We start from the raw sequence: 25268 nt of genomic DNA, 5'->3' as shown, positions 1-25268 counted from the left end.
CGGGACAGGACAGCACGGGGAGTGCCTCAGACGTGGCCACAGCGGAGCCGACACGCGCCGACGACGCCGATCCCGGACGGGGGGCCGGTCCGCGAATACGCGTGCCCGCGCCACGCCGGGGAGAGGGGCCGGGCCGACCGGAGAAGACACCGCCGTCCCGGCTGACGGCCGCCGTCCACGCCCTGCGTGCGCGTCTGCTGCGGCGCCCGGTGCTGTCGATGACGGTCCTGGCCGGCCTCCTGCACATCATCTGGTTCTTCATGTTCGCGAGCAGCGGCGGTGACCTCGCGGCCCAGGACGCCTGGGCCGAGTTCGTCGGCCGGCATCCCGACTCGGCGTACAACCTCGCCTGGTACGGCGGCATGCACCCGGTGTCCTACAGCGTGGTCTCGCCGTATCTGATGTCGCTCCTGGGCGTCCGTACGACCATGATGATCGCGGGGACGATCTCCGCGGGCCTGCTGACGCTGGTCCTGCTGCGCAGCCGGTCGGTGCGCAACCCCCTGTGGGCGGCGTTCGCCGGGGTCCTCGGGCTGGCGGCCAACGCGATCTCCGGTCGGGTCACCTTCGGCCTGGGCACGATGTTCGCGCTGGGTGCCGTCGCCGTGGTGTTCTGCTGGCCGCACCGCTGGCGCTACAAGCGCTGGGCGAAGGCGCTGTGCGCGGCTCCGCTGGCCGCGCTCGCGACGATGTCCTCCCCGGTCGCCGGGCTCTTCGTCGGGTTCGTGGCGGTGGCGCTGTTCTTCCAGAAGCGCAGGCCCGGCGCCTGGGCCCTGGGGATCGCGCCGACGGCCGTGGTCGCGGTCTCGGCGCTGCTGTTCCCGTTCTCGGGCACGCAGCCGATGGGCTTCGGCTCGGTGGTCATGCCGCTGCTGCTGTCGGCCGTCGTGTACTTCGTCGTCCCGGCCGAGTGGCGCACGGTCCGCATGGTGGCCGCGGTCTACGGCCTGGCGGTCGTGCTGGTCTGGGTCGTCAGCTCGCAGATCGGCTCCAACATCACGCGGCTCGCGATGCTGTTCGCGGGCGTCGTCCTGGTGGCGGCCCTGCCGTTCACCGTGCGGCGCTCGCGCGCGTGGTACGCGATCGTGGTGGCGCTGCTGGGGTTCACCGGATGGATCGGCTTCAAGACGGTCGACGACGTCATCCACTCCGCCCCGGCCGCGTCCTGGGCGCGTGAGCTGGCCCCCCTGGTCAACGAGCTCCAGAAGGTCGGCGCCGAGAAGGGCCGGGTGGAGGTCGTACCGGCGCGTTCGCACCGCGAGGCGTCCGCGCTCGCGCCGTACGTCAACCTGGCCCGCGGCTGGAACCGGCAGGCCGACATGGAGCGCAACCCGCTCTTCTACGACGGCACCCTGAACTCCGCGAACTACCACGAGTGGCTCAACCGCTGGGCCGTGCACTTCGTGGTGCTGCCCAAGGACGAGCCGGACGGCACGGGGGCGCAGCGCGAGCGGGAGCTGGTGCAGCGGGGCCTGCCGTATCTGAAGCAGGTGTGGGGCGACGCCAACTGGCAGCTGTTCGAGGTGACCGACCCCGCCCCGCTGGCCGAGCCGAACGCCACGGTCGAGCGGGCGGAGCAGGGCGAGATGACGATGCGGGTGAGCAAGCCGGGCCGGATCCTCGTGCGCATCCCCTACTCGCCCTGGCTGAGCATCATCGACGCCGACGGCAAGAAGCTCGGCCCGCCGGTGGAGACGCGGGAGTCGCGGGCCCGGCCCGAGGGCGAGCCGAAGTCGTACGACAACGTCAACGGCTGCCTGATGGAGACGGAGAAGGACGCGCGGGGCGACACGTGGACGACGCTGATCGCGCCGCGAGCGGGCGTGTACCGGCTGGGTGCCCCGTACGGGGTGCCGCGCGGCACGCCCTGCCCGGAGGAACTGCGCTGAGGCTCGGCGCAGTTCGTCGGCGCCCCCGTACGCACCTCGATGGCGGCCGGGGGCGACCGCGTACAGGGACCCCGGCAGGGCGAGCGGCCCATTACGCACGGCGGGCGTCGGGCGGAAGACGGTGACCAGGGCCGCCGGGGTGTCGGCGAGGTGCCCGGGGAGGTGGCGGGCGCGCAGCCACTCCAGCAGCTCGGGGCGCCGCTCGGGCGAGGGGGCGCCGACGACCTGATCGGCACCCCCGTACAACGACGGACCGCAGACAGGGCTGGTGTACGTGGGGTACCTCGGTCCCCATCTGCGCAACACCCTGACCTGCCAGGTGCGGTGGGGATCAGGACTCGGTCACGAACCCACGAACGCCACGAACTCCGTCCAGTGATCTCGCCCCACGGCGAAGTGCGGGCGAGTCACGTCCTTGGAGTCCCGTACGCAGACGGCCTGTTCGGTGCGGGCGACCTCCACACAGTCGTCACCCTGGCTGCCGCTGTAGCTGGACTTGAACCAGGCCAGTTCCGTCGCGCTCATAGCTCTCCTCGGAGTCGCTCCAACAGGCCCTTGGAATCTTTGGAGTTGAGGGCCTGCGAGCGCAGTGTGCCATAGCGCTGGCAGAGGAGGCTCACCTCTTTCGGGCCGGAGATCAGACGGCCGTTCTGCTGCCCTTCCGAGTACGCGAGCCGCTGCCCCTTCGGGGTCTCCAGAAGCCGCACAGGGCCGTCCAGGCACGCGTGCAGCCCGGCCTCAAGCGGCACGATCTGGAGCGTCACGTTGCGCGGCGCGCTCAGCTCCAGCACTCGATCGAACATCTCCCGCATCTGGTCCGCGTCCCCGAACCGGCGCCGGAAGACGTGCTCCTCGACGATGAAGCTGAACGGGATGGTCGGCCGCTCGATCAGCATCCGCTGCCGTTCCATGCGCCTGGCCATGAACTCGTCCAACTGGTCGTCCGGTGCCACCGGAACGGTCCCTTCGAACACCGCCCGCGCATACCCCTCCGACTGCAACAACCCCGGCACCAGCCTGCACTCGTACGTGCACAGACTCACCGCCACCCGCTCCAGCTTCGCCCACTGCCGGAACCAAGCCGCAAGCCCCACATCCCCCCGCCCCCGCGTCACGTACCGCGACGACTTCCGCAACGCCCCGGTGTTCCCCAGGAGTTCCTCCGACCGCACCACGTACGAGTCGTCGGGCATCCTCCGCCCCAGCTCCACCGACTCCACGGTGTGCTTGGAGAAGCGCACCAAGTCCGCGAACTCGGCCCTGCTGAAGCCCGCGTGCTCGCGCAGCGCCTGCTGGACGGCGCCCCAGGTCCGCAGACTGTCCGAGGGGTCGGGTTCACGATCCGGCTCACCGCCGGCCGACTCCCCGTCGCAACCGTCCTCGACCGTGATGTCGATGCCGCCCGTCATACGCGGCCACCTTTCCTTCCGTACCCGCGACACGCGCTGTCCGTCGCCCCACACTTGACAGCACCCAGCGTGACGGACGACACCACGTACCGTCCACGGAATGTGTCCGTACGCTGACGCACCGTACGAGAGTCACTCCTGGAACGCGCCCCGCGCGCCCGCCACGGTGGTCCCATGAGCGCATCCCTTCCCCCATCACCCGGCACCATGGCGACGTTCGCCCAGCTCCTGTCCTCCACCCGCCGAGGAGCCCGCCTCGCCCGCCTCCTCGCCGCCGCCCAGCTCCGCGCCTGGGACCTGTCACCCGACGTGACCGGGCGAGCCAAGCAGATCGTCGCCGAACTCGCCGCCAACTCGGCGCTGCACGGCCGCGTCCAGGGCCGCGACTTCCGGCTCGCCCTCACCCTCGACACCACGACCGGCCTCCTCCGGATCGCGGTCACCGACGCGAAGGGCGGGCGGCTCCCCGTCGTACCCACCGGCTCGGCGACGTACGACGAGACGGGCCGCGGTCTGCTCCTGGTCGGCGCGCTGGCCGACCGCTGGGGCACCGAACCGCGTCCACCGGGCGGCAAGACCGTCTGGGCCGAGGTGAGCCCCGTTGCCCTACCTGCCAGTCGCTTGCACACGTAGCTTCCAGCTCGCCCACTGCTCACCGTGCGACGCCAGGGTTCCCGACGGTCGCTGGTCGCTGATCCCGGCTACCGCCGCCCCCGTCCTCGCGGTTCCCCGAGGGAGGGGGCTCCCGCATCCCGACGACCGGAGGAACAGCTGTGCCCGTACCGCACGGCATCGCCGCCCAGACCGAACTGTGGGACGCCTACGCCGAGTCCGCGTTCGGCGGCCGTCGTATCCACCTCCGGTCGGCGGGACACGGACCACGGCTCCGGGAACACGGCTCTGTGAGCCGCCCCGCCGCACGGCAGAATGGCCCCGTGAGCGACAACGACGAGGACCTCGCCGATCTCCTGGGTACCCAGGAATCGGCCTGCCTGGAGTTCAAGCGCAGTGCCAAGCGGGAGGGCCGGCGCGGCGACGCCATCGGCAACGCGGTGTGCGCGATGGCCAACGATCTGTGTGATCACGGTGGCGGCGACATCCTCATCGGAGTGGACGACAACGGTCGCCCTGTCGACGACGTCGACCTGAGCGACCGGGCGCTTCTCCAGCTCACCGACCTGCGGGACGACGGCAGGATCCTCGACCGCCCGTCCCTGACCGTCGAACGAGCCGTCTACCAGGGCAAGCCCGTCATCCGCCTCCGTGTCGCCGCCTCCGCGACCCCGCCGGTCAGGTTCGAAGGAGTCATCTGGGTCCGTCCCGGCCCCACCACACGCAAGGCGAGCCGTGAGGACGAACGCGTACTCTCGGAGCGTCGCCGCGCCAAGGACATCCCGTACGACACGCGGCCGCTGCCCCTCGCGCGCCTCGACGACCTGGATCTCGACATGTTCCGGCAGTCCTACCTGCCGTCCATGGTCGCGCCCGACGTCATCGAGGAGAACGGCCGCCCGACCGAGCTCCAGCTCGCCTCCCTCCGCCTCCTCACGCCGGAAGGCTCACCGACCACACTCGGCGTGCTCGCCATCGGTCTCGACCCCGGCAGTCAAGTACCGGGCGCATACGTTCAGTTCGTCCGCTACCAGGGCACCGATCTCGACGCTCCGATCTCCGACGAGCAGGAGCTCCGCCAGAACCTGGTCGGACTCGCCGCGAGACTCGAACCCCTGCTGCGCAGCAATCTGCGTACCCGTCTCGTGGAGCACGGTTTCCGTGAGACGCCTCAGCCGGACTACCCGCTCGAAGCCCTGCGCGAGCTCTGCATGAACGCCCTCATGCACCGCAACTACGAGACGTCCTACGCGCCGACCCGCATCGTGTGGTTCGACGACCGCATCGAGATCACGAATCCCGGTGGCCCGTTCGGACAGGTCCGGGACGACAACTTCGATCGGGTCACCGACTACCGCAACCCGTCCCTGGCCGCCGCGATGAAGGGCCTGGGTTATGTGAACCGGTTCGGACGCGGCATCGGGCGCGTGAGGAAGGCGCTGGAGACCAACGGAAACCCGCCGCCCGAGTTCCAGGTCGACTCCTCGTCCTGGGCCGTCGTCCTCCGGAGGGCCGCATGACGTCGATCGCGCTGTTCAACAACAAGGGCGGCGTGGGCAAGACCACCCTCACCTACCATCTCGCCCACATGATCCAGCGGCTCGGCCTGAGCGTGCTGGCCGTCGACCTGGACCCTCAGGCGAACCTCACCTCGATGTGCCTGGAGGAGACGGAGATCGAAGAGCTGTGGGAGAACCCTTCCGAGCTCATCGACCAGGGCGCTGCGGCGGCAGGACTGCCGGGCGCCGGACGGGTGCGCAGCGGCCAGACCATCGCCGACGCCGTCCGCCCCATCCTGGAGGGCACCGGCGACATCGCGACCGTCGAGCCGGCCAGGCTCCAGCCGGGGCTCTGGCTGCTGCCGGGCAGCCTCGACCTCAGCCGCTTCGAGGACAAGCTGTCCAACGAGTGGTCGCGTGCCTACGCGGGCGACATCGCGGCCGTCCGTACCTCGACGTCGTTCCACCGGATCATCGAGCAGGCGACGCGGTCCGTCGAGGCCGAGGTTGTCCTCATCGACGTCGGCCCCAACCTCGGTGCCATCAACCGCGCCGCCCTGATCTCGGCCGACACCGTGCTGATGCCGCTGGCCGCCGACCTGTTCTCCCTCAAGGGCCTCAGCAACCTGGGGCCGACGCTGCGGCAGTGGCGCGCCGACTGGCAGGGACTGGTGCTCCCCAGAGTGCCCCCGAACATCTCCGCGCCCCGGGCCGACATGCGACCGCTCGGGTACGTCATCATGCAGCCGGAGATGCGACTGGACCGGCCGGTCAAGGCATACGAGCGCTGGCTCCAGCGGATCCCTCGGGTCTACTCCTCGGCGGTCCTCGACGAATCGCCGCCCTCCCGCGCGGACGACCGCCACCGCATCGCCACGCTGCGGAACTACCGGAGCCTGATGCCCCTGGCCCACGACGCACGCAAGCCCATGTTCGACCTGAGAGCGGCCGACGGCGCCCTGGGCAGCACCCAGCAGTACGTGAAGACGTGCTTCAAGGAGTTCCGGGCACTGGCCCAGGAGGTCCTCACCAGGATCGGCGAGTCTCCGGCGGAGTCCCACCGGTCGTCGTCGGCCGACCGACGTGAGTGATCCGTCCGCTCAGAACAGTGCCAGACCCTCGCCGCTGGTGTCCGCGACGACCGGCCGGGGCTGGGCGGGGAGGCCGTCCAGGCGGTCGGGACCGGCCGCGGCGGCCACGGCGGGGGCCGTCTCGGCCAGCCAGACGCGAAACCGGTCGACGGCTTCGCGGTAGGGCACTCGCGCCAGGACGCGGTGCTCGCCGGAGGGGCAGCAGTCCACGGCGACCGTGAGCAGGCAGGAGCGGGGCGCGTTCTGGCTCCCCGTCCAGGACACGCGCAGGATTCCGCAGGGCGTGCGCCCGCGCGCGGCGCGGTGGGTCGGGCGCAGCGATCGGCAGGCTGTGTGGGCGGTCCATGCGGCGAGGTGCGGCAGGGGCAGGGTGGTGCGTGCGCGGCAGCCGGGGCAGCGGTGCCAGTGGCGGAGCCAGTCGTCGGTGTCGGTGCCGAAGAGGCGTGTGTAGCGGTTCGCCACGCGGATGTCGTTGCTGTACAGGTGGTCGGGGCGTTCCAGGGTGTTGCAGGACTGGCAGACGGGGGCACGGACGTAGCCGTGTTCGTGGCAGTGGTCGAGCACGGTCGCGGGCGCGATGCGGCAGACGGCGCACGCCCACCCGGTCACCCTGTGGGACATACCGGGCTTCCGGGTGAGCACCGAGTACAACTGGCCTTCCAGCTCCGCGCGGTATGGGCGCGGTGAGGCGGTGCCCTCGGCGCCCGTGGTGCGACGACTGCCGGCTTCCCGGGCCGGCCGGGGGTGGGAGGGCGGTTCGGTGACGACCGCGCTCGCCTGGCGGGTCCGGGCGGCCCGCACCCACTGCGTCTCGGCATACTCGGCCGCGTCCAGCAGCATGACCGCGGCGCGCGGCAGCCACCACGTCCGCCGCGTCCCGTCTCGGGTCCGCTCCACGAGCATCCGCCGCCAGTCGATCCCCGCCAGATGGTGCGGCCGGCCGGCTTCGCGTCGCGCTGCCGTCTCGGGTCCGCCCGGCTCCCCACGTTCCCCCGTGATGCGCCGGCGCCAACGCAGTGGCGTTTCCTCGGCGTACTCCTGCCGCGGCGTCCCACGAAACGGACCGATGCGAACCAGGTCCCGCCGATCCAACCCCACCGCGTTCAGTTCCACGGCCGCCCGGCGTACCTCAGCCTGCAGGACACACCACTGACCGCCGCTCGCCCTCACCGTCGCCACCGCGTGGCCGCCGAGCAGGACGTACCCCAGCCGGGCGTGGGCGGGTGAGCAGGTGAATGCCCCGGAAGCCGTCGGTACCGCGCTGCCGGCCGTCAGATCGACCCACAGAGCGTCCGCGGCGCCCAGGGTGATCAGGCCGTCCGTGCGACCGGGTATGACACGCTCCGACATCTCCACAGACTATCGGCGCCGAAGCGGCAACGGGTCTCCGAGCGCCTCGGCCGGCCCGGCCGCCGCCGCCCTGTCCGTCAGCTGACGCACCGTACGGGACGCACTCCTGGTTCGCGTTCCGGCACCCCGCCGTACGCGGGGTTTTCGGCACCTGCCGCCGACACGGTCCGGGGCAGGACACGGGCGGCGTACGACCGGCGACCGTGCACGCCGTGAAGGGACTGGAGTTCCGCTGCGTCGCCGTCATCGGCGCGACGGCGAGCGCGCCTCCCTTCACCCGCGAAGTGACGCCGGCCTCCGTGGACGCGCCGGCTTCTGATGTGCTCATCTCAGCTCGTCCACGTAGCGGTCGGTGCCCGGGACCGTGGGCACGAACGGAGCGACGAACTGCACGTCGCCGAGGCCGGAGGCGGCCGCCGCCGTGTCCAGGTCCGCGAAGTGGTCCTGCCAGACCTCGCGGGGATCGGCTTCGAGGAACCACAGCAGGGTCAGCCGGATCCCGACCCCCTCGACCTGCTTGACGTAGGTCATCCGGTCCAGGGGCAGCGGGGTCGACGCGAAGACGGTCACCAGGGCCGCAGGCGAGCCGGCCAGCTGCTTCGGGATGTGGTCGTCCCGCAGCCACGCGAGCAACTCCGGGAGTCTGGCGGGGGAGTCGGCGTCGACGACCTGGACGACGAGCCCGGCGTAGGGATGATCAAGGGCATGGATGTCGCGCGGACCCTGGTCGCCGTCGCGATAGACGGTTGCCACACGGTCCTGGAACGCGGTGAAGACGTGCGTACGGTCCTGGAAGACCCGGCGGTCGCGGTTGAGGCGCTTGTTGATGCCGACCGTCCACCGCATGTGGTCGTCGTAGCGACCGGCGGTCATCCAGTAGACGGAGATATAGCACCCAGCCGTCACCGGCCGCGCGACGGCGGACTTCTCGGGGTAGCGCAGGAGTTGCAGGTCACGGGTGGCGACCCAGCGCCGTCCGGCGAACATCCAGGGCATGGCCATCGCACCGGCGATGAAGTGGTCGTCTTCGTACCAGCGATTGTATTCGCGCTCCCGGCCTGGATGCGGCTCGACCATGGTGATCAGCGCGTGCCCGAGGTCGGCTCCGTAGGGGCCGACGGCGGCCAGTTCGGCGTACAGGTGGCTGCGGGTTTCGCCCGTGTGCGTCGCGTCATCCGTCATGGGTCCGGTTTAGCTGACATGGCATCAGATGGGGAGGGGTGTTCCGCCCGACTCTGCCCGGAGTCCGGGGATCGCGTACGCCAGGCCGGCGGGCGGGATGTCGAGGGTGTGAACGCTGGCTGATCTGCGCGACAGGGGGTCACAGCTGGAGTCATGTGCAGGTATGCAACGCCCTACGGGGTGGCGCCACGAATGACAGGGGGCCGTCCAGACTCCGGAAGGTGAGCGGGAACGTGACGGAACAGGCAAGTGAAGGGCGGGAAGCGCCGCACTCGCGCCTCCCGCCCTTTCCTCGTCGTGCCGCGCGGGATGCCCACCCTTCCGGCAGTGCGGGCGGGCCGCTGATCTTGCGCGCGGACAGCAGGCCGGCCGGGGCGACCTCGACGCCGGGGGGTGCTCGCTCCCGGTGCGCTCGCTCCCGGTGCGCTCGCCCGCGGTGTCCTCGCTCCTGGTGTCCTCGCTCATGGCGCCTCCCTTCCCTCCTCCCCCGGACGCCCCTACTCTGACGCTCCGTCAGATGATGCGCCGGAGTCGGGACGAAGCCAGGAGGCCCTGATGTCACTGCTCGACGGCAAGACCGTGGTCGTCTCGGGAGTGGGTGCCGGACTGGGGCACCAGGTCGCGGCGGCGGTCGTACGGGACGGCGGGAACGCCGTGCTCGGCGCCCGTACGGAGGCCAACCTCGCCAGGAGCGCCGGCGAGGTGGACCCGGGCGGGTCCCGGACCGCGTACCGGGCGACCGACGTCACCGACGAGGGCCAGTGCGAGGCGCTGGCGGCGCTGGCCCGCGAGCGGTTCGGGGGGATCGACGGCGTGGTCCATGTCGCCGCCTGGGACTCCCACTTCGGCGGGCTGGAGGACGCGGACTTCGCGACCTGGCTCTCGGTCGTGGACGTCAACCTGCTGGGCGCGCTGCGGATGACGCGCGCCTGCCTGCCGGCGCTGAAGGAGCGGGGCGGGGCGGTCGTGTTCATCGGGACGCAGTCCGCCGTCGCCGCGCCCTCCCAGGTGCGCCAGGCCGCCTACGCCGCCTCCAAGGGCGCGCTCACCAGCGCCATGTACTCCCTCGCGCGCGAGCTGGGGCCGCATCGCATCCGGGTCAACACCGTGCTGCCGGGCTGGATGTGGGGTCCGCCGGTGCGTGCGTTCGTCCGGTTCACCGCGCACGCCGAGGGGACGTCGGAGGAGGCGGTGCTGGGGCGGCTGGCCGAGCGCATGGCGCTGCCCGAGCTGGCCACCGACGGGGACGTGGCCGACGCGGCGGTGTTCCTGGCGTCGGACCGGGCGCGGGCCGTCACGGGGCAGTCGCTGCTCGTCAACGCGGGGGAGTTGATGCGCTGACGTACGGGTTCCCACGGGTTTCGTAGTTCATAGATCTGAATGCAGGTCACTGCTCAGAACGATTTTACTGTCTGTTGACCCTTCATGCGCTTGTCGTGCCCGCGCCAGCGCATCGAACATGGGCGAGCCGTTCACAGGGCGGAACCCTGGAAGGGGTCACATGAACAGTCTCGACTGGGCCGTGCTCATCGCGTACTTCGGCGTGATGGTCGCGATCGGCGTCTGGTCCCACAAGCGGGTCGACAATGTCAGCGACTTCTTCACCGCGGGCGGCAAGATGCCGTGGTGGCTGTCCGGCATCTCGCACCACATGTCCGGATACAGCGCGGTGATGTTCACCGGGTACGCGGGCATCGCCTACACCTACGGCGTCACGTCCTTCGTCACCTGGTCCTTCCCCATCGCGCTCGGCATCGCCATCGGGTCGAAGCTGTTCGCGCCGCGCATCAACCGACTTCGCTCACGACTCCATGTGGCCTCGCCGCTGGAGTACCTGAAGAACCGCTACGACCTCAAGACCCAGCAGGCGCTGGCCTGGTCCGGCATGCTGCTGAAGATCGTGGACGTCGGCGCCAAGTGGGCCGCGATCGCGACCCTGTTGTCGGTGTTCACGGGTGTCTCCCTCAACCAGGGCATCCTCATCACCGGCGTCATCACCGCCATCTACTGCACCATCGGCGGGCTGTGGGCGGACGCCCTCACCGAACTCGGCCAGTTCGTCATCCAGTTGCTCGCCGGGCTCGCGATGTTCTTCGCCGTCGTGATGAAGCTGAACGACAAGGGCATCGGCTTCTTCGGCGCCTGGGACGAGCCGGAACTCCAGGGCCACGGACAGCCGTTGGTGGGTCCGTACGGCACGGTCTTCCTGCTGGCGTTCCTCTTCATCAAGCTCTTCGAGTACAACGGCGGGATGCTCAACCAGGCCCAGCGGTACATGGCCACGGCCACCCCGCGCGAGGCCGCGCGCTCCGCGCGGCTGTCGGCGGCGCTCTGGCTGGTCTGGCCGCTGGTGCTGTTCTTCCCGATGTGGATGTCGCCGCTGCTGGTGGAGTCGCAGAAGCCGGACGGCTCCGACTCCTACGCCCTGATGACCGAACAGCTCCTGCCGCACGGTCTGCTGGGCCTGGTCATCGTCGGCTTCTTCTCGCACACCATGGCGATGTGCTCCTCCGACGCCAACGCCATCGCGGCGGTGTTCACCCGGGACGTGGCGCCGGTGCTGTCCAAGCAGGCACGGGCGTGGAACGAGCGGTCCGGTCTGATGGCGGCCCGGGTGACCACGGTGGTCTTCCTGGCGCTGTCGATGGCGGTGGCCACCCAGGTCAACTCCCCCACCTTCAAGGACATCATCACCGTCGTGATCAAGTGGGTCGCCGGTCTGATGGGCCCGATCGCCATCCCCATGATGCTGGGCCTGCTGCGCCCCTTCCGCCGCTCCGGCCCGACCGCGGCGCTGACCAGCTGGGCGATGGGCCTGCTCGCCTTCTGGCTGGTCAACTACCCGATCAACTGGAACGTCGAGGGCGGGGTGCCGCTCCAGTACCAGGTCTCCATCCCGCTGGCCGTGTCGCTGGTGCTGTACATCGCCATCGGCTTCGCGAAGCCCGAGGACACCCCGGAGCGCCTCGCGGTCGTCGAGCGGATCAACACCGACGGCGACGACTCCGCGGCCGTGGCGGTACCGGCACCGGCCGGCCCGCCGGAGGACGCGGTGCGCGCCAAGGACTGACGCCAGCGCGGCCGGCCCGCCGGCCCGCGCCGGGACGGCGGCTCCCCGCACACCGGGGGCCGCCGTCCCGGCGCGGGGGGTGGGGCGGTTCGGTCCCGAGGCGGGTGAACGCGCTCCGGGGCGGCGTGTGTTCCTCAGCGGCGTCAGGCGCGCGGGTAGCGGGTCAGCCAGGCCGGGGAGGAGGTGGTCGGGCCGTGCAGGGCCGGGCCCTGGGTCATCTCCATGGCGAAGTCGTCGGCGAGTTCGAGGATGGTGGGGCGCCCCTCCAGCTCGGCCAGCCACGCCGGGGGCAGCGCCGTCTCGCCGTGCAGCGCGCCCAGCAGTCCGCCGGTGAGGGCGGCCGCGGCGGCCGAGGGGCCGTCGTGGTTGACGGCGAGCCCCAGCCCGTGCCGGATGTCCTCGCCGACCAGGGCGCAGTACACGGCGGCCGCGAGCAGCCCGTCGGCCGAGCCGTCGGCGGCCAGTTCGCGCACCCGGGCCGGAGTGGGCATGCCCTGCCGTACGGCACCCAGGGCGTGCTGGAGCGCGTCGGTCACCGGCTCGTGGCCGGGGCGCCGGGACAGCAGCGCGAGGGCCCGCTGCACGGCCCCGTCCAGGCTCTCCCCGCAGGCGAGCCCGTGCACGACGACGGCGTACGCCCCCGCCGAGAGGCAGGCGACGGGGTGGCCGTGGGTCTGCGCCGCGCACTCCATGGCGAGCTGGACGACGAGCTGCGGCTCCCAGCCGACGAGCAGTCCGAACGGCGCGGAGCGCGCGGCGGCCTCGGGGCCCGGCTCACCGGTGTTCTTGGGCGACTCCAGCGTGCCCATGGTGTCGTCGCCGAGGCCGAGCAGGAGCGCGCGGCCGGGGTCGCGGCGGGCGTACAGCCACTCCTCGCGCGCGAGCCACCCGTCCTCCTTGCGGCGCTCGTCGGGCCCCCAGTCGCGCTGGGTGGCCGCCCAGCGCCGGTACGCCCGGTGCACGTCGGTCGGCGGGTGCCAGGCGCCGGTGTCCCGGCGCACCTGGGCCCGGATCAGCCCGTCCACGGTGAAGAGGCTGAGCTGTGTGAGATGGGTCACCGCACCGCGCCGCCCGTACGCCTGCCCCGGGTCCAGCAGGCCCTCGGGCCCGTACCGCTCCTGGATCTCCGCCAGGCCGAGCGCGTCGACCGGCGCGCCGAGGGCGTCCCCGAGCGCGACACCGAGCAGCGTGCCGCGCACCCTGCTGCGAAAGTCCTGCTGCTCGGTCCGGCCCCAGACGGGCCCGACAGTCGCCCCCATCGAGACCTCCCGTGCACGCGTCCGTCCGTACGACAGTTCGCCACTGTAATCGACCGGGGACGGTCGGTTCAGGGGGCGGAAAAGTCTGCGAGGTGTGCCCGGAATGGACAGCGGCGGTCATCCCCGGTCCGGGGCGGGTGCCCGCGGAGCGAGCGCGGCCCACACGGTCTTGCCGCGGACCGGCGCCGCCTCGACGCCCCAGCGGTCCGCGTACGCCGCCACGATCAGCAGCCCCCGGCCCGACTCGGCTCGCCGCCGCCCGCGTCCCGCGCCCGCGGGAGGCGGTCGCCCCGGGCGTCGGTGGCCTCGACGCGCGGCACGCCGCCGGCCCGCAGCCGTAGCCCCGGCCTGACGTCGCGACCGGGAACGCGCTCGTGCCGCACGGCGTCGGACGCCGGCTCGGCCACGACGTACGCGGCCCCCTCGTGCCGGAGCCCCCCAGTCGTCCAGCAAACGCTCAGCGGGCAGCCGGGCCCGTCGGGCACCTCTTCGCGCCGCGGACGACCGCACCGCGAAGTGGTGGGCGACGGGGGTGACTTGGACGGGTGTTCTCGGACTCGTGTCGCCAGCGGGTCCGTTCCGGGCGCTGAGGCTGCGGGACGGCGGGACGACTGGGGCACTCGGCAGCGGAGCCGCACAGCCGAGTGGTCAGCGATCCGCGAGAGGCCCGGGCCGTGGAGCTGCGCCAGGGCGTGATCCGGGCGCAGGCGCGCTCTCCCCGGGAGCCACTGTTCTGGCTCAATTGCCTTCGGGCGCGGCGGTTTTGCGGGGAGGATGGCGGCCATGCCTACGACACCCCCGCGCACTCCCCTTCACCTCGCCGCCGCGCTGCTCACCGCGGCCGTCGCCCTCTACATCGCTCTGGTCGCCTTCGGGAACATCACGGACTTCGGTACGAACCAGCAGTTCGTGCGGCATGTGCTCGCGATGGACACCACGTTCAAGGACGACGACCTGATGTGGAGAGCCGTCACCAGCAAGGGACTTCAGGACGCGGCGTACGTCGCGATCATCGTCTGGGAGACGGTCGCGGCCCTCGTCCTCATATACGGCACCTGGCTGTGGTTCCGGCGTGACGACGAACGCGCCCGGCGCTTCTCCACGATCGGTCTGCTCATGCTGATGCTGCTGTTCGGCGCCGGGTTCATCGCGATCGGCGGCGAGTGGTTCTCGATGTGGCAGTCCTCGGACTGGAACGGGCTCGACGCCGCGACGCGGGTGTTCCTCGTCAGCGGGGTCGTGCTGATCGTCAACCATCTCCCGGCGGGGACGCGGCGGACCGCTGCCTGACCGGCGTCGGCCGGACCACGCGGCCTACTCGACCACGGTCACCCTGGTGCCGGTCTCCGCGAACGTCCACAGCGCCGCCCCGTCCGCCGCGCGCATCCGGACCCCGCCGGTCCGCTTGCCTTCGGCGGGCGGGGGTGAGGCGCCGTCCACGGCGTTGGAGAAGGCGATGTTGATGCCGTCCTTCGCCGTGAAGTAGACGATGTTCTCGATCTGCACCCCGTCCGAGCCGGTCGTGGCCATGTTCCGGGAGGACACGGTGTACGTGCCGGGGTCGGGGCTCACCGTGCCCGGCCAGACGGCGAAGGTGCGGCGGGCGGCCTCGCCGGCGTCGACCAGCCAGACCCGCTTCTGGCCGAGGGCGTACACGATCCGGCGCCCCGTGCCCGAGGACTCGGGGACGGCGGCGGGCCGGGCGGACTTCGTCGGGGCGGGGCTCGCCCCGGCGGACGGGGACGCGCTGGGGCGGGACGACGCGGCCGTCGGGTGCGGTCCCTTGCCCGCCTGTACGGCGAGGACGGTGACGGCGGCTATCGCTCCCACCGTCAGAGTGGTCACCCAGACCTTGGAAGCAGGCACGGGCACACATCTCCTCGGCTACGGACAGCAGGGAACCCCTCCGTACGGGGGTCGGATCATCGTACCGACCCCCGGGAGGGGTTCCTGCTCAGTCCAGCACCGGCAGCAGCTCGGGCAGGTGCCCGTCGGAGGCCGCCGCCGCCCGCTGCCGCTCCTGGGGCACCTCGCCGTACAGGGTCGTGCGGGGCCTGGCCGGGCGGCCCGCCGCCTCGGCGACGGCCACCAGGTCGCGCACCGACTTGTAGGAGCCGTACGAGGAGCCCGCCATGCGCGAGATGGTCTCCTCCATCAGGGTGCCGCCGAGGTCGTTGGCCCCGGAGCGCAGCATCTCCGCCGCCCCCTCGGCGCCCAGTTTGACCCAGCTCGTCTGGATGTTGGGGATGTGGGGGTGGAGCAGCAGCCGGGCCATGGCGGTGACCGCGCGGTTGTCGCGGACGCTCGGGCCGGGGCGGGCGATGCCCGCCAGGTAGACCGGGGCGTTGGTGTGGATGAACGGCAGGGTGACGAACTCCGTGAAGCCTCCGGTGCGCTCCTGGATGCCGGCCAGGGTGCGCAGATGCCCGAGCCAGTGCCGGGGCTGGTCGACATGGCCGTACATCATGGTCGAGGACGAGCGGATGCCCAGTTCGTGCGCGGTCGTGATCACCTCGATCCAGGTCGCCGCGGGGAGCTTGCCCTTGGTCAGCACCCAGCGCACCTCGTCGTCGAGGATCTCGGCCGCGGTGCCGGGCACCGAGTCGAGGCCCGCCTCCTTCGCGGCCGTCAGCCACTCGCGGATCGACAGGCCGGTACGGGTGGCGCCGTTGACGACCTCCATCGGGGAGAAGGCGTGCACGTGCATGCCCGGCACCCGCTCCTTGACCGCCCGCGCGATGTCGAAGTAGGCCGTGCCGGGCAGGTCCGGGTGGATGCCGCCCTGCATGCACACCTCGACCGCGCCGACGTCCCACGCCTGTTGGGCGCGGTCGGCGACCTGGTCCAGGGAGAGGGTGTAGGCGTCGGCGTCCGTCCTGCGCTGCGCGAAGGCGCAGAAGCGGCAGCCGGTGTAGCAGACGTTGGTGAAGTTGATGTTCCGGGTGACGATGTACGTCACGTCGTCGCCGACCGCCGACCTGCGGACGTCGTCGGCGATCCGGCAGAGCGCGTCCAGCGCCGGGCCGTCCGCGTGCAGCAGCGCCAGCGCCTCGTCGTCACCGAGCCGGGTCGGGTCGTCGGCGGCCGTCCGCAGCGCCTGGCGGACGTCGGTGTCGATGCGCTGCGGCGCCATGCCGGGCGCGGCGGCCTCGCGCAGGGCGCCCCAGTCGCCGTAGACCTCGTCGAAGTCGGCGCGGCGGTCGCCGGTGCGGCCCTCGGTGTCGACGGCGGTGTGCAGATCGGTGCGGCCGGAGGAGACGAACGCCTCCTCGGGCTCCTGCCACGGGCGGCCCTCGACCACGGCGTCCGGGAGGGCGAGGCCGGTCCGCGGGTCCGCCAGCGCCCGGACGTGCGGAAGCAGCCGCGGGTCCAGCCAGGGTTCGCCGCGCCGCACGAACTCGGGGTACACGCACAGCCGTTCCCGCAGGTCGAAGCCGGACTCGGCGGAGTGGCGGGCCAGTTCCTCGATCCGCGGCCAGGGGCGTTCGGGGTTGACGTGGTCGATGGTGAGCGGGGAGACGCCGCCCCAGTCGTCGACGCCGGCCGCGATCAGGCGGGCGTACTCGCCGGCGACCAGGTTGGGCGGGGCCTGGATGTTGCCGGACGGGCCCATGACCAGGCGGGCGACGGCCACCGCCGCGACCAGTTCGTCCAGTTCGGCGTCGGGCATCGCGCGCATCGCGGTGTCCGGCTTGGCGCGGAAGTTCTGGATGATCAGTTCCTGGACGCCGTGGTAGGAGCGCGCGACCCGGCGCAGCGCGAAGAGGGACTCCGCGCGCTCCTCGTACGTCTCGCCGATGCCGATGAGGATTCCGGAGGTGAAGGGGACGGAGGAGCGCCCGGCGTCCTCCAGCACGCGCAGCCGGACCGCGGGCTCCTTGTCCGGCGAGCCGTGGTGCGGGCCGCCGGGCTCGGACCACAGCCGGGTCGCGGTGGTCTCCAGCATCATGCCCATCGACGGGGCGACCGGCTTGAGCCGCTGGAAGTCGGTCCAGGACAGCACCCCGGGGTTGAGGTGGGGCAGCAGCCCCGTCTCCTCCAGGATGCGCACGGAGATCGCGCGGACGTAGGCGACGGTGTCGTCGTAGCCGTGCGCGTCGAGCCACTCGCGGGCCTCGGGCCAGCGGTCCTCCGGCTTGTCGCCGAGGGTGATGAGGGCTTCCTTGCAGCCGAGGGCGGCGCCCTTGCGGGCGATGTCCAGGACCTCGTCGGGGGACATGAACATGCCGTGCCCGGCCCGGCGCAGCCTGCCGGGCACGGTGACGAACGTGCAGTAGTGGCACTTGTCCCGGCACAGCCGCGTCAGCGGGACGAAGACGCTCTTGGAGTACGTGATGACGCCGGGCCGCCCGGCGGCTTCCAGGCCCGCGTCCCGCACCCGGCCGGCGGTCGCGGCGAGGTCGTCGAGGGCCGCGCCGCGGGCCTGGAGCAGCACGGCGGCCTCGGCGACGTCGAGGGCGACGCCGTCCCGGGCGCGCTTGAGGGCGCGCCGCAGGGAGTTCTCGGTCGGGCCGGGCGTCGAGCCGGTGCCAAAGGGCGCGGAGGTCGTCATCCGTCGAGCATACGATCGGGCCCGGCCGGTGCGGCGGGACCGGGGGCCCGCCCGGCCCGGCCGCCCGCCGCGGGCCCCGGTGCGGGCGGCCGGGAAGGCGCGCCGGCAACCCCTCACGGTCACCGCGACCAGGGCGGGTTGCGAAAGTCCCGCCTGCCCGGCGGGCGGACGACGCTGCTTTCGCAACCCGCCCCGAAACCCGCCCTAGAGGAAGCGCGCGTACTCGTCCAGCGTCCGCAGCACCTCCGCCTCCCCGGCGGGCGGCAGCTGCGCGACGACCTCCCCGATCCCGAGGTCCGCGTAGTGGGTGAGCTTGCCGGGGCTCGGGAAGACGGCGTACGGCACGACCTGGAGGGCGTCCGTGTCGCGTCCGGCGTCGGCCCACACCCGCCGCAGCCTGGGCAGGGTCTCGGACAGTCCGCCGCCGCCGATCGGCAGCCATCCGTCGGCGTACTCGGCGATGTGCGCGAACAGCTTGGGGCCGGCGGCCCCGCCGATCAGGGTGCGCGGGCCGCTGACCTTCGGCGCGCGCGGCTCGCGCACCGGCTTGGGGTAGGCGTGGCTGGCCCGCACCGAGCCGAACTCGCCCTCGTGGGCCGTGGGTTCCTCCGCCCACAGCGCGCGCATCAGGGCCATCCGGTCCCGGACCAGGTCGCGGCGGCCGGACCAGTCGACGCCGTGGTCGGCGGCCTCCTCCACGTTCCAGCCGAAGCCGAGGCCGAGGGTGAAGCGCCCGCCGGACAGATGGTCCAGGGTGGCGATCTGCTTGGCCAGGGCGATCGGGTCGTGCTGGGCGACCAGGGTGATGCCGGTGCCCAGTTCCAGCCGCTCGGTGACCGCGGCGGCCTGGCCGAGGGCGACGAAGGGGTCGAGGGTGCGGCCGTACTCGCGCGGCAGGTCGCCGCCGGCCGGGTACGGGGTGGTCCGCTCCACGGGGATGTGGGTGTGCTCGGGCAGATACAGCCCGGCGAATCCGCGCTGCTCCAGCTCACGGGCCAGCCGGGTCGGGGTGATCGTCTCGTCGGTGAGGAAGATCGTGGCGGCGATACGCATGTCTGCATCTGTACCGTGCGCGTACCGCGATGTCCATACCGACCGGTCGGCACCTGACGGGTCCCGTCCGGGCCGGCCGCCCGGACATCTGCCGATCGTCCGCCGATCGCCTTCCCTTGCACGGCGGTTCACGACTGAATACCAGGGTTGCACGCACCATCACCGCACCACCCACGCCTTGTCATCCACGACGACCTGGGGGAGCAGCAGCATGTGCGAGGACGACCACGCAGGTCCGGGCCGGCGCGCCCTGTTCGTGACGGGTGCCGCCGCGGCGCTTACGTTGGGGAGCGTGACCTTCGCGAGAGGCGCCGACGCCGGCCAGGAGCCCGAGACCCGCACGGTACGGGGCACCCTGCCGCCCGGGTCGCCCGACTTCGTGTACGTGCCGGTCGAGGTGCCGTCCGGGGTGCGCGAACTCCGGGTCTCCTACACCTACGGGAAGCCGTCCGTCCCGGCGGGCACCCCGGGCAACGCCCTGGACATCGGCCTCTTCGACCAGCGCGGCACCGAGCCGGGCGGCCGCGGCTTCCGGGGCTGGTCGGGCGGCGCGCGCACCGAGTTCTTCATCCGGGCGGACGAGGCGACACCCGGCTATCTGCCGGGCCCGGTCCGCGAGGGCACCTGGTGGATCGCGCTCGGCCCCTACACGGTGGCGCCACAGGGGCTGCCGTACGAGATCACGGTCACGCTGCTGCGCGGCGAGGCCGGTGAGCGCCCGGAGCCGGTGTACCCGCCGGAGCGGGCCCGGGGGCGGGGGCGCGCCTGGTACCGGGGCGACTGCCATCTGCACTCCTGGCACTCCGACGGCCGGCGCACCCCGGCCGAGATCGCGGACCTGGCGCGGGCGGCGGGGCTGGACTTCATCAACAGCTCGGACCACAACACCAGTTCCTCGCATGCGCACTGGGCCGACGCGGCGGGCGGGGACCTGCTGGTGATGCTGGGCGAGGAGATCACCACCCGCAACGGCCACGTGGTGGCGCTCGGCGTCGATCCGGGCACCTTCGTCGACTGGCGCTACCGGGCCCGCGACAACCGCTTCGGCAGGTACGCCCGCCAGATCCGCCGCGCGGGCGGACTGGTCGTGCCCGCCCACCCGCACGCCACCTGTGTGGGCTGCAACTGGAAGTTCGGCTTCGGCGAGGCGGACGCGATCGAGGTCTGGAACGGGCCGTGGACGCCGGACGACGAGACGGCCCTGGCCGACTGGGACAGCATGCTGGTGGCGTCCGTGCGCGAGGAGGGCCGCGGCTGGGTCCCGGCGATGGGCAGCAGCGACGCCCACCGCGCCCCCGACCCGGTCGGGCTGCCGCAGACGGTGGTCCTCGCCGACGACCTGAGCCGCGAGGCCGTCCAGGAGGGCATCCGCGCGGGCCGCTCCTACATCGCCGAGTCCGCCACCGTCTCCCTGGCCTTCACCGCCTCCGGCGGCCGGGGCGAGCAGGCGGGCATCGGCGGCCGGCTGGCGGTCGCCCGCGACACCCCGGTCACGGTCCGCCTGGAGGTCTCGGGCGCCCCGCGCTGCACGGTCCGCCTCGTCACGGACCAGGGCGTCCTGCTGACCAGCCCGCCCCTGCCGGTGTCGGGCGGGGGAACCGTGGAGTGGCGCACGACCCCCGCCCACGCGGCCTACGTCCGCGCGGAGTTGCGCCACGAGACGGCGGCGGGCCCCCTGCCGGGCGCGGCGGCGGCCCTGACGAACCCGATCTTCCTGGGCCGGGCCTGAGGGCCGCGGGGCGGCCCGCTCAGGCAGCCGGGCCGTCCGCCAGGTCGGCGACCACCGCCGCGTGGTCGGAGGGCCACACGCCCCCGACCGGGGCGTCGCCCGCGCGGTGCGCGGCGCGTACGTGGCCGAGGCCGTCCGGGCCGGGCGGGGCGACGTGGATGTAGTCGATGCGCGCGCCGGGATGCAGGCTCCTGGCGGCGTGGGGGTTGGCGGGGTCCCAGGTCGCCGCGGGGGCGTCCGGGGCGGCGTACCGCCAGGCGTCCAGGAAGATCTGGCCCGGGACGGCCGGCGCGGTGAGGCAGCCGCCGAAGAGGCGGACCTCGTCGGAGTCCGGCCAGGCGTTGAAGTCGCCGGTGACCACCGGCGGGAAGGGCGAGTCGCCCCGGTGCTCGGCGACGAACGCGGCGAGCGCCCGGACCTGTTCGCAGCGCACCGCCGAGGCGTGCGGCACCGAGGTGAGGTGGGTGGTGAAGAACGGGACGTCGTACGCGGGCGTCGCGAGCCGGGTGTAGAGGGCGAGGCGGCCGTCGTCGATGTCGGCGGGCGCGGGCAGGCGCAGCGTCCGCCGGTCGGTGACGGGCCAGCGGCTCAGCACGGCGTTGCCGATGTCGACCGGGGCACCGCCGATGCGCCGGCGCCAGCGCTCGGGGGCGGGCGAGGGCGCCCACGCCCAGTGCATGCCGAGTTCGCCGGCCAGCCACTCGGCCTGGTTCTCGCCGTCGGCGGCCCACACCTCCTGGAGGCCCACGACGTCGGGGCGCAGCTCCCTCAGCTCCCCCAGGACGGCCTTCTGCCGGGCCTCCCAGGGGCCGAAGCGCCACCACAGGTTCCAGGTCACGACCCTCATCCGCAGCCACCCGCTCTCGTCACGCCGCGTGGGGGACCATTGAAGCAACAGTGCGACCGCCGCGCCCCGACTCCCGGCGGGAAACAGGAGAGCCGCCCGTGATGTCCCGCCCCGCAGATCTCAGGTTCCGCACCACCACCGCCCTCCAGCGCCGGGTGATCAACCCGGTGCTGCGCCGCCTGCCCGGACAGACGCTGCTGGAAACCACGGGCCGCGTCTCCGGCCTGCCCCGGCGCACCCCGGTGGGCGGCCGCCGGGAGGGGGACTCCTTCTGGCTGGTCTCGGAGTTCGGGGAGCGGTCCCAGTACATCCGCAACATCAGGGCCGACCCGCGGGTGCGGGTGCGGATACGGGGGCGGTGGCACACCGGCACGGCACACCCGCTGCCCGGCGACGACCCGGTGGCGCGGCTGCGCGGGCTGCCGCGGATGAACAGCGCGGCCGTGCGGGCGCTGGGCACGGACCTCATGACCGTGCGGGTGGACCTGGCCGGCTGACCGGCCCCGCCCTCACCGCCCGCGCGTCATCCCGGCCAGACGAGGGACTGGACCTCGCTGTAGGCGTGCAGCGCGTGGGAGCCGGCGTCCCGGCCGACCCCGCTGAGCCGGAACCCGCCGAACGGCGCCTCCATGTTGCGGCCCACGGTGTTCACCCCGACCCCGCCGGCCCGCAGCCGCCGCGCGACCCGGAAGGCGCGGGCGACGTCGCCGGACCAGACGTAGTCGATGAGGCCGTAGTCGCTGTCGCCGGCGAGGGCGATGCCCTCCTCCTCGTCGTCGAAGGGCAGCACGCACACGACCGGCCCGAAGATCTCCTCCCGGACGACCTTCATGTCGGCGGCGCAGTCGGCGAGCAGGGCGGGCGCGACGTAGAAGCCCTTCTCGTACGGCGGCCGTTCACCGCCCGCCACCACGACCGCGCCCTCCTTGCGGCCCGTCTCCACGTACGCCTCCACCCGGTCCCGGTGCTGTGCGGAGATCACCGGTCCGACCGCGGTGTCGGCCGCGCGCGGATCGCCGACCTTCAACCTCCCTGCATACGCCGCCAGTTGCTCGACCAGTCGGCCGTAGACCCCGCGCTGGGCGAGCACCCGGGTGGGCGCGGTGCAGATCTGGCCGCTGTAGAAGGAGAACGTCGTGCCGATCCCGGCGACGGCCGAGGCGAGGTCCGCGTCGTCGAAGACGAGGGCGGCGCCCTTCCCGCCGAGTTCCATCAGCTGCCGTTTCATGTCCCGTCCGCACACCTCGGCGATGCGCCGCCCGACGGCGGTGGAGCCGGTGAAGCTCACCATGTCGACGTCCGGCGAGGACACGGCGGCCTCGCCGACCGCCGCGGACCGGCCCGAGACGACGTTGACGACCCCCGGGGGCACCCCGGCCGCCTCCAGCGCCTCGGCCATCCGGTAGACGGAGAGCGGGTCCTGCGGCGCCGGCTTCACGACCACGGTGTTGCCCATGGCGAGCGCGGGCGCGACCTTGCCCGCCGCGTTGGCCCAGGGGTTGTTGTACGACGTGACGCAGGTGACCACCCCGACGGGCTGGCGCACGGCCAGCGCGCCCATCACGGCCGCCCGCCCGAACGGTCCGGCCTCGTTGACCTGGGGCGGGATCGCCCACTCGGCGCTCTCCACGCGCGCGTAGCGCCGGAAGCGGGCCGCCGCGACGCCGACCTGCATGCCCCGGGCCGTCGCGGTGGTGGCCCCCGTCTCGGCCTGGGCCAGCTCGGCGTAGGGCACGAGGTGGGCCCGGACGATGTCCGCGGCCCGCGCGAGGACGGCGGCCCGCTCCCCGGGCGCGGTGCGCGACCACGGCCCGAACGCCTCGCGGGCCGCGGCGCAGGCCGCGTCCACCTGGTCCCGGGACGCCTCCGGGGCCAGGCCGACCCTCTCCTCGGTCGCCGGGTCGGGCACGGCGTAGTGGCCGCCGTCCGGCTCGACCCAGGAGCCGCCGACGAAGAGCCGCTGCCCCTCCTCGCCGCCGTTCACCGGGTGGCCACCGTCCGGGTGTCGCGCCCCGAGCGCAGCACGCGCCCGGCGACGGCACCGCTCACCACGTCGTCCCGGATCGCCTCGACGCCGTTGACGCGGACGGACCGTATGCCGAGGGCCTTGGAGTCCAGGCGCGGGCTGTCGCCCGGCAGGTCGTGCACCAGGGTGGCCGGGCCGGCGTCGACGCGCTCGGGGTCGAAGAGCACCAGGTCCGCGTGGAAGCCCTCCCGGATCCGGCCGCGCTCGCGCAGCCCGAACAGCCGCGCGGGGTCGTCGGTCAGCATCTTCACGGCCTTCTCCAGGCCCATGAGCCCGCGCCCGCGCAGGCAGTCCCCGAGGAAGCGGGTGGTGTACGGCGCCCCGCACATCCGGTCCAGGTGCGCCCCGGCGTCCGAGCCGCCCAGCAGGACGTCCTCGTGCTGCCAGGTCTGGGCGCGCAGGGCCCAGGAGGCGGGGTCGTCGTCGGTGGGCATGGGCCACAGGACCGTGCGCAGATCGTCCGCCGCGCAGATCTCCGCCAGGCACGCGAAGGGTTCCTGGCCGCGTTCGGCGGCGATGTCGCCGACGACCCGGCCGCTCAGCGCGCGGTTGGCCGCGCTGTAGGTGTCGCCGACGACGTAGCGGGCGAAGTTCGTGAGCCGGCGGAAGACGCCCGCCTCCCTGGACGCGGCGTGCGCGAGGAGGCCGGCCCTGACGCCGGGGTCGCGCAGCCGCTCGATCCGCTCGGGCACGGGCAGGGCGAGGACCGGCCCCCACCCCGGGATGAGGTTGAGCGCACAGAAGGTGCCCAGCGACATGTTCATCGGGGTGAGGATCGGCATGGTCAGCGCCACGACCCGGCCCCCGGCCCCGCGGGCCCGCTCACTGGCCAGCAGCTGGCGGGGCACCCGCTCGGGGACCGCGGCGTCGACGGTGAGGACGTTCCAGTTCAGGGGGCGCCCGGCGGCGGCGCTCATCCCGGCCAACAGGTCGATCTCGGCGTCGCTGAACTGGTCCAGGCAGCCCGCGACGATCGCCTCGATCTGCGTGCCCTCGTGCTCCCCCACGGCCCGGGAGAGCGCCAGCAGTTCGGCCGGGTCCGCGTGCCGGGAGGCCACCGGCCTGCCGTCGCCGTCGGAGTGGGTGGCGGACTGGGTGGTGGAGAAGCCCCAGGCGCCCGCGTCCATGGCGTCGTGCAGCAGCCGGACGATCTCGGCCAGTTGCCGCTCGTCGGGCCGGCCGCCGACCGCGTCCGCGCCCATCACGTGGCGCCGCAGCGCGCAATGTCCCACCATGAAACCGGCGTTGACCGCGACACGCCCTTCGAGGGCGTCCAGGTACTCCCCGAAGGAGTGCCAGTTCCAGGGCGCGCCCTCCTCCAGCGCGACCAGGGACATGCCCTCGACCCTGGACATCATGCGGCGGGTGTAGTCGGCGTCCTCGGGCCGGGCCGGGTTCAGCGGGGCCAGGGTGAAGCCGCAGTTGCCGCCGACGACGGTGGTCACCCCGTGGTGGAGGGAGGGGGTGGCGCAGGGGTCCCAGAAGAGCTGGGCGTCGTAGTGGGTGTGCGGGTCGACGAAGCCGGGGGCGAGGACGAGCCCGCGGGCGTCCTCGGTGGTGCGGGCGTCCTCGGTGACGGTGCCGACGACGGCGATCCGGCCGTCGCGCGTCCCCACGTCGGCGACCCGGCCCGGCGCGCCCGTCCCGTCGACGACGGTCGCGCCCCGGACGACGTGATCGAGCATGACGGTTCCTCCTCG

The 25268-nt window shown here is 72.9% G+C and carries 20 protein-coding genes; 9 read left to right on the top strand and 11 right to left on the bottom strand.

What is annotated here, in order from left to right:
* Nucleotides 1–32: 32 nt before the first annotated feature.
* Nucleotides 33–1889, top strand: a complete 1857-nt coding sequence (locus tag SZN_RS07475) for an MFS transporter (protein WP_043729113.1) — start codon at nucleotides 33–35, stop codon at nucleotides 1887–1889.
* Between the two features lie 342 nt (nucleotides 1890–2231).
* On the opposite strand, the gene SZN_RS07470 is transcribed toward SZN_RS07475, so the two are convergent.
* Both SZN_RS07470 and SZN_RS07465 read right to left on the bottom strand, forming a co-directional pair.
* Nucleotides 2232–2414: a DUF397 domain-containing protein gene (locus SZN_RS07470; RefSeq protein ID WP_007492947.1), complete on the bottom strand. Its 183-nt coding sequence runs from the start codon at nucleotides 2412–2414 to the stop codon at nucleotides 2232–2234.
* The gene (locus tag SZN_RS07465) at nucleotides 2411–3298 is read right to left on the bottom strand and encodes a helix-turn-helix domain-containing protein (RefSeq protein WP_007492945.1); all 888 of its coding nucleotides are present in this window, start codon (nucleotides 3296–3298) and stop codon (nucleotides 2411–2413) included. The genes SZN_RS07470 and SZN_RS07465 overlap by 4 nt, the downstream gene beginning before the upstream one ends.
* 174 nt (nucleotides 3299–3472) lie before the next feature.
* On the opposite strand from SZN_RS07465, the gene SZN_RS07460 reads away from it, so the two are divergent.
* From SZN_RS07460 to SZN_RS07450, 3 genes are all read left to right on the top strand, one after another.
* On the top strand, nucleotides 3473–3931 hold the full coding sequence (locus SZN_RS07460) for an ATP-binding protein (protein WP_043729109.1): 459 nt from the start codon (nucleotides 3473–3475) through the stop codon (nucleotides 3929–3931).
* 302 nt (nucleotides 3932–4233) lie between these two features.
* Entirely contained in the window at nucleotides 4234–5430 is a 1197-nt protein-coding gene (locus SZN_RS37870) for an ATP-binding protein (RefSeq protein ID WP_106432618.1), read from the top strand.
* Nucleotides 5427–6500 carry a ParA family protein gene (locus SZN_RS07450; protein WP_007492940.1) on the top strand — a complete coding sequence of 358 codons (1074 nt, stop codon included), beginning with the start codon at nucleotides 5427–5429 and terminating at the stop codon, nucleotides 6498–6500. Before SZN_RS37870 ends, SZN_RS07450 begins: the two co-directional genes overlap by 4 nt.
* Nucleotides 6501–6509: 9 nt before the next feature.
* Here SZN_RS07450 and SZN_RS07445 read toward each other — a convergent pair whose 3' ends face one another.
* On the bottom strand, nucleotides 6510–7850 hold the full coding sequence (locus SZN_RS07445) for an endonuclease domain-containing protein (protein ID WP_007492938.1): 1341 nt from the start codon (nucleotides 7848–7850) through the stop codon (nucleotides 6510–6512).
* Between the two features lie 324 nt (nucleotides 7851–8174).
* Entirely contained in the window at nucleotides 8175–9032 is an 858-nt protein-coding gene (locus SZN_RS07440) for a hypothetical protein (protein WP_007492936.1), read from the bottom strand.
* Between the two features lie 555 nt (nucleotides 9033–9587).
* Here SZN_RS07440 and SZN_RS07435 point away from each other — a divergent pair.
* Both SZN_RS07435 and SZN_RS07430 read left to right on the top strand, forming a co-directional pair.
* Complete coding sequence (locus tag SZN_RS07435) at nucleotides 9588–10373, top strand: SDR family oxidoreductase (protein ID WP_007492934.1); 786 nt, start codon at nucleotides 9588–9590, stop codon at nucleotides 10371–10373.
* A gap of 160 nt (nucleotides 10374–10533) precedes the next feature.
* Nucleotides 10534–12102, top strand: coding sequence for a sodium:solute symporter family protein (locus SZN_RS07430; RefSeq protein ID WP_007492933.1), 1569 nt, complete (start codon nucleotides 10534–10536; stop codon nucleotides 12100–12102).
* A gap of 143 nt (nucleotides 12103–12245) precedes the next feature.
* Here SZN_RS07430 and SZN_RS07425 read toward each other — a convergent pair whose 3' ends face one another.
* Nucleotides 12246–13361, bottom strand: coding sequence for an ADP-ribosylglycohydrolase family protein (locus tag SZN_RS07425; RefSeq protein WP_007492931.1), 1116 nt, complete (start codon nucleotides 13359–13361; stop codon nucleotides 12246–12248).
* Between the two features lie 783 nt (nucleotides 13362–14144).
* Between SZN_RS07425 and SZN_RS07415 the strand changes: the two genes are divergently transcribed.
* Entirely contained in the window at nucleotides 14145–14651 is a 507-nt protein-coding gene (locus SZN_RS07415; protein ID WP_007492925.1) for a DUF2165 domain-containing protein, read from the top strand.
* Between the two features lie 24 nt (nucleotides 14652–14675).
* On the opposite strand, the gene SZN_RS07410 is transcribed toward SZN_RS07415, so the two are convergent.
* From SZN_RS07410 to SZN_RS07400, 3 genes are all read right to left on the bottom strand, one after another.
* Nucleotides 14676–15227 (bottom strand): L,D-transpeptidase, encoded by a 552-nt coding sequence (locus SZN_RS07410; protein WP_007492923.1) that lies wholly within the window; start codon nucleotides 15225–15227, stop codon nucleotides 14676–14678.
* Nucleotides 15228–15315: 88 nt separating this feature from the next.
* Nucleotides 15316–17913, bottom strand: a complete 2598-nt coding sequence (locus SZN_RS07405; protein ID WP_007492921.1) for a bifunctional FO biosynthesis protein CofGH — start codon at nucleotides 17911–17913, stop codon at nucleotides 15316–15318.
* Between the two features lie 204 nt (nucleotides 17914–18117).
* On the bottom strand, nucleotides 18118–18966 hold the full coding sequence (locus SZN_RS07400) for a TIGR03619 family F420-dependent LLM class oxidoreductase (RefSeq protein WP_007492919.1): 849 nt from the start codon (nucleotides 18964–18966) through the stop codon (nucleotides 18118–18120).
* A 211-nt stretch (nucleotides 18967–19177) separates the two neighbouring features.
* Between SZN_RS07400 and SZN_RS07395 the strand changes: the two genes are divergently transcribed.
* The gene (locus SZN_RS07395; RefSeq protein WP_007492917.1) at nucleotides 19178–20695 is read left to right on the top strand and encodes a CehA/McbA family metallohydrolase; all 1518 of its coding nucleotides are present in this window, start codon (nucleotides 19178–19180) and stop codon (nucleotides 20693–20695) included.
* A gap of 19 nt (nucleotides 20696–20714) precedes the next feature.
* Here SZN_RS07395 and SZN_RS07390 read toward each other — a convergent pair whose 3' ends face one another.
* Nucleotides 20715–21542 (bottom strand): endonuclease/exonuclease/phosphatase family protein, encoded by an 828-nt coding sequence (locus SZN_RS07390; RefSeq protein ID WP_007492915.1) that lies wholly within the window; start codon nucleotides 21540–21542, stop codon nucleotides 20715–20717.
* Between the two features lie 101 nt (nucleotides 21543–21643).
* Here SZN_RS07390 and SZN_RS07385 point away from each other — a divergent pair, with 101 nt between their 5' ends.
* The gene (locus SZN_RS07385; RefSeq protein WP_007492914.1) at nucleotides 21644–22039 is read left to right on the top strand and encodes a nitroreductase family deazaflavin-dependent oxidoreductase; all 396 of its coding nucleotides are present in this window, start codon (nucleotides 21644–21646) and stop codon (nucleotides 22037–22039) included.
* A 26-nt stretch (nucleotides 22040–22065) separates the two neighbouring features.
* On the opposite strand, the gene SZN_RS07380 is transcribed toward SZN_RS07385, so the two are convergent.
* Entirely contained in the window at nucleotides 22066–23526 is a 1461-nt protein-coding gene (locus tag SZN_RS07380; protein WP_007492911.1) for an aldehyde dehydrogenase family protein, read from the bottom strand.
* The gene (locus SZN_RS07375; protein ID WP_007492909.1) at nucleotides 23523–25253 is read right to left on the bottom strand and encodes an N-acyl-D-amino-acid deacylase family protein; all 1731 of its coding nucleotides are present in this window, start codon (nucleotides 25251–25253) and stop codon (nucleotides 23523–23525) included. The genes SZN_RS07380 and SZN_RS07375 overlap by 4 nt, the downstream gene beginning before the upstream one ends.
* Between the last annotated feature and the right edge of the window lie 15 nt (nucleotides 25254–25268).

Origin of the sequence: Streptomyces zinciresistens K42, from assembly GCF_000225525.1 — a bacterium.
GTDB lineage: Bacteria > Actinomycetota > Actinomycetes > Streptomycetales > Streptomycetaceae > Streptomyces > Streptomyces zinciresistens.
The sequence above is the reverse complement of the archived record's forward strand: the minus strand, read 5'-3'. Positions and strand labels throughout refer to the sequence as shown.

Excerpts from the sequence above, each read along its gene's own strand:
- SZN_RS07430 (WP_007492933.1), top strand. The coding sequence starts at position 10,534 with ATGAACAGTCTCGACTGGGCCGTGCTCATCGCGTACTTCGGCGTGATG.
- SZN_RS07390 (WP_007492915.1), bottom strand. The coding sequence starts at position 21,542 with ATGAGGGTCGTGACCTGGAACCTGTGGTGGCGCTTCGGCCCCTGGGAG.
- SZN_RS07440 (WP_007492936.1), bottom strand. The coding sequence starts at position 9,032 with ATGACGGATGACGCGACGCACACGGGCGAAACCCGCAGCCACCTGTAC.
- SZN_RS07405 (WP_007492921.1), bottom strand. The coding sequence starts at position 17,913 with ATGACGACCTCCGCGCCCTTTGGCACCGGCTCGACGCCCGGCCCGACC.
- SZN_RS07395 (WP_007492917.1), top strand. The coding sequence starts at position 19,178 with ATGTGCGAGGACGACCACGCAGGTCCGGGCCGGCGCGCCCTGTTCGTG.
- SZN_RS07460 (WP_043729109.1), top strand. The coding sequence starts at position 3,473 with ATGAGCGCATCCCTTCCCCCATCACCCGGCACCATGGCGACGTTCGCC.
- SZN_RS07425 (WP_007492931.1), bottom strand. The coding sequence starts at position 13,361 with ATGGGGGCGACTGTCGGGCCCGTCTGGGGCCGGACCGAGCAGCAGGAC.
- SZN_RS07375 (WP_007492909.1), bottom strand. The coding sequence starts at position 25,253 with ATGCTCGATCACGTCGTCCGGGGCGCGACCGTCGTCGACGGGACGGGC.
- SZN_RS07435 (WP_007492934.1), top strand. The coding sequence starts at position 9,588 with ATGTCACTGCTCGACGGCAAGACCGTGGTCGTCTCGGGAGTGGGTGCC.
- SZN_RS07385 (WP_007492914.1), top strand. The coding sequence starts at position 21,644 with ATGTCCCGCCCCGCAGATCTCAGGTTCCGCACCACCACCGCCCTCCAG.
- SZN_RS07470 (WP_007492947.1), bottom strand. The coding sequence starts at position 2,414 with ATGAGCGCGACGGAACTGGCCTGGTTCAAGTCCAGCTACAGCGGCAGC.
- SZN_RS07450 (WP_007492940.1), top strand. The coding sequence starts at position 5,427 with ATGACGTCGATCGCGCTGTTCAACAACAAGGGCGGCGTGGGCAAGACC.
- SZN_RS07400 (WP_007492919.1), bottom strand. The coding sequence starts at position 18,966 with ATGCGTATCGCCGCCACGATCTTCCTCACCGACGAGACGATCACCCCG.
- SZN_RS07445 (WP_007492938.1), bottom strand. The coding sequence starts at position 7,850 with ATGTCGGAGCGTGTCATACCCGGTCGCACGGACGGCCTGATCACCCTG.
- SZN_RS07465 (WP_007492945.1), bottom strand. The coding sequence starts at position 3,298 with ATGACGGGCGGCATCGACATCACGGTCGAGGACGGTTGCGACGGGGAG.
- SZN_RS07415 (WP_007492925.1), top strand. The coding sequence starts at position 14,145 with ATGCCTACGACACCCCCGCGCACTCCCCTTCACCTCGCCGCCGCGCTG.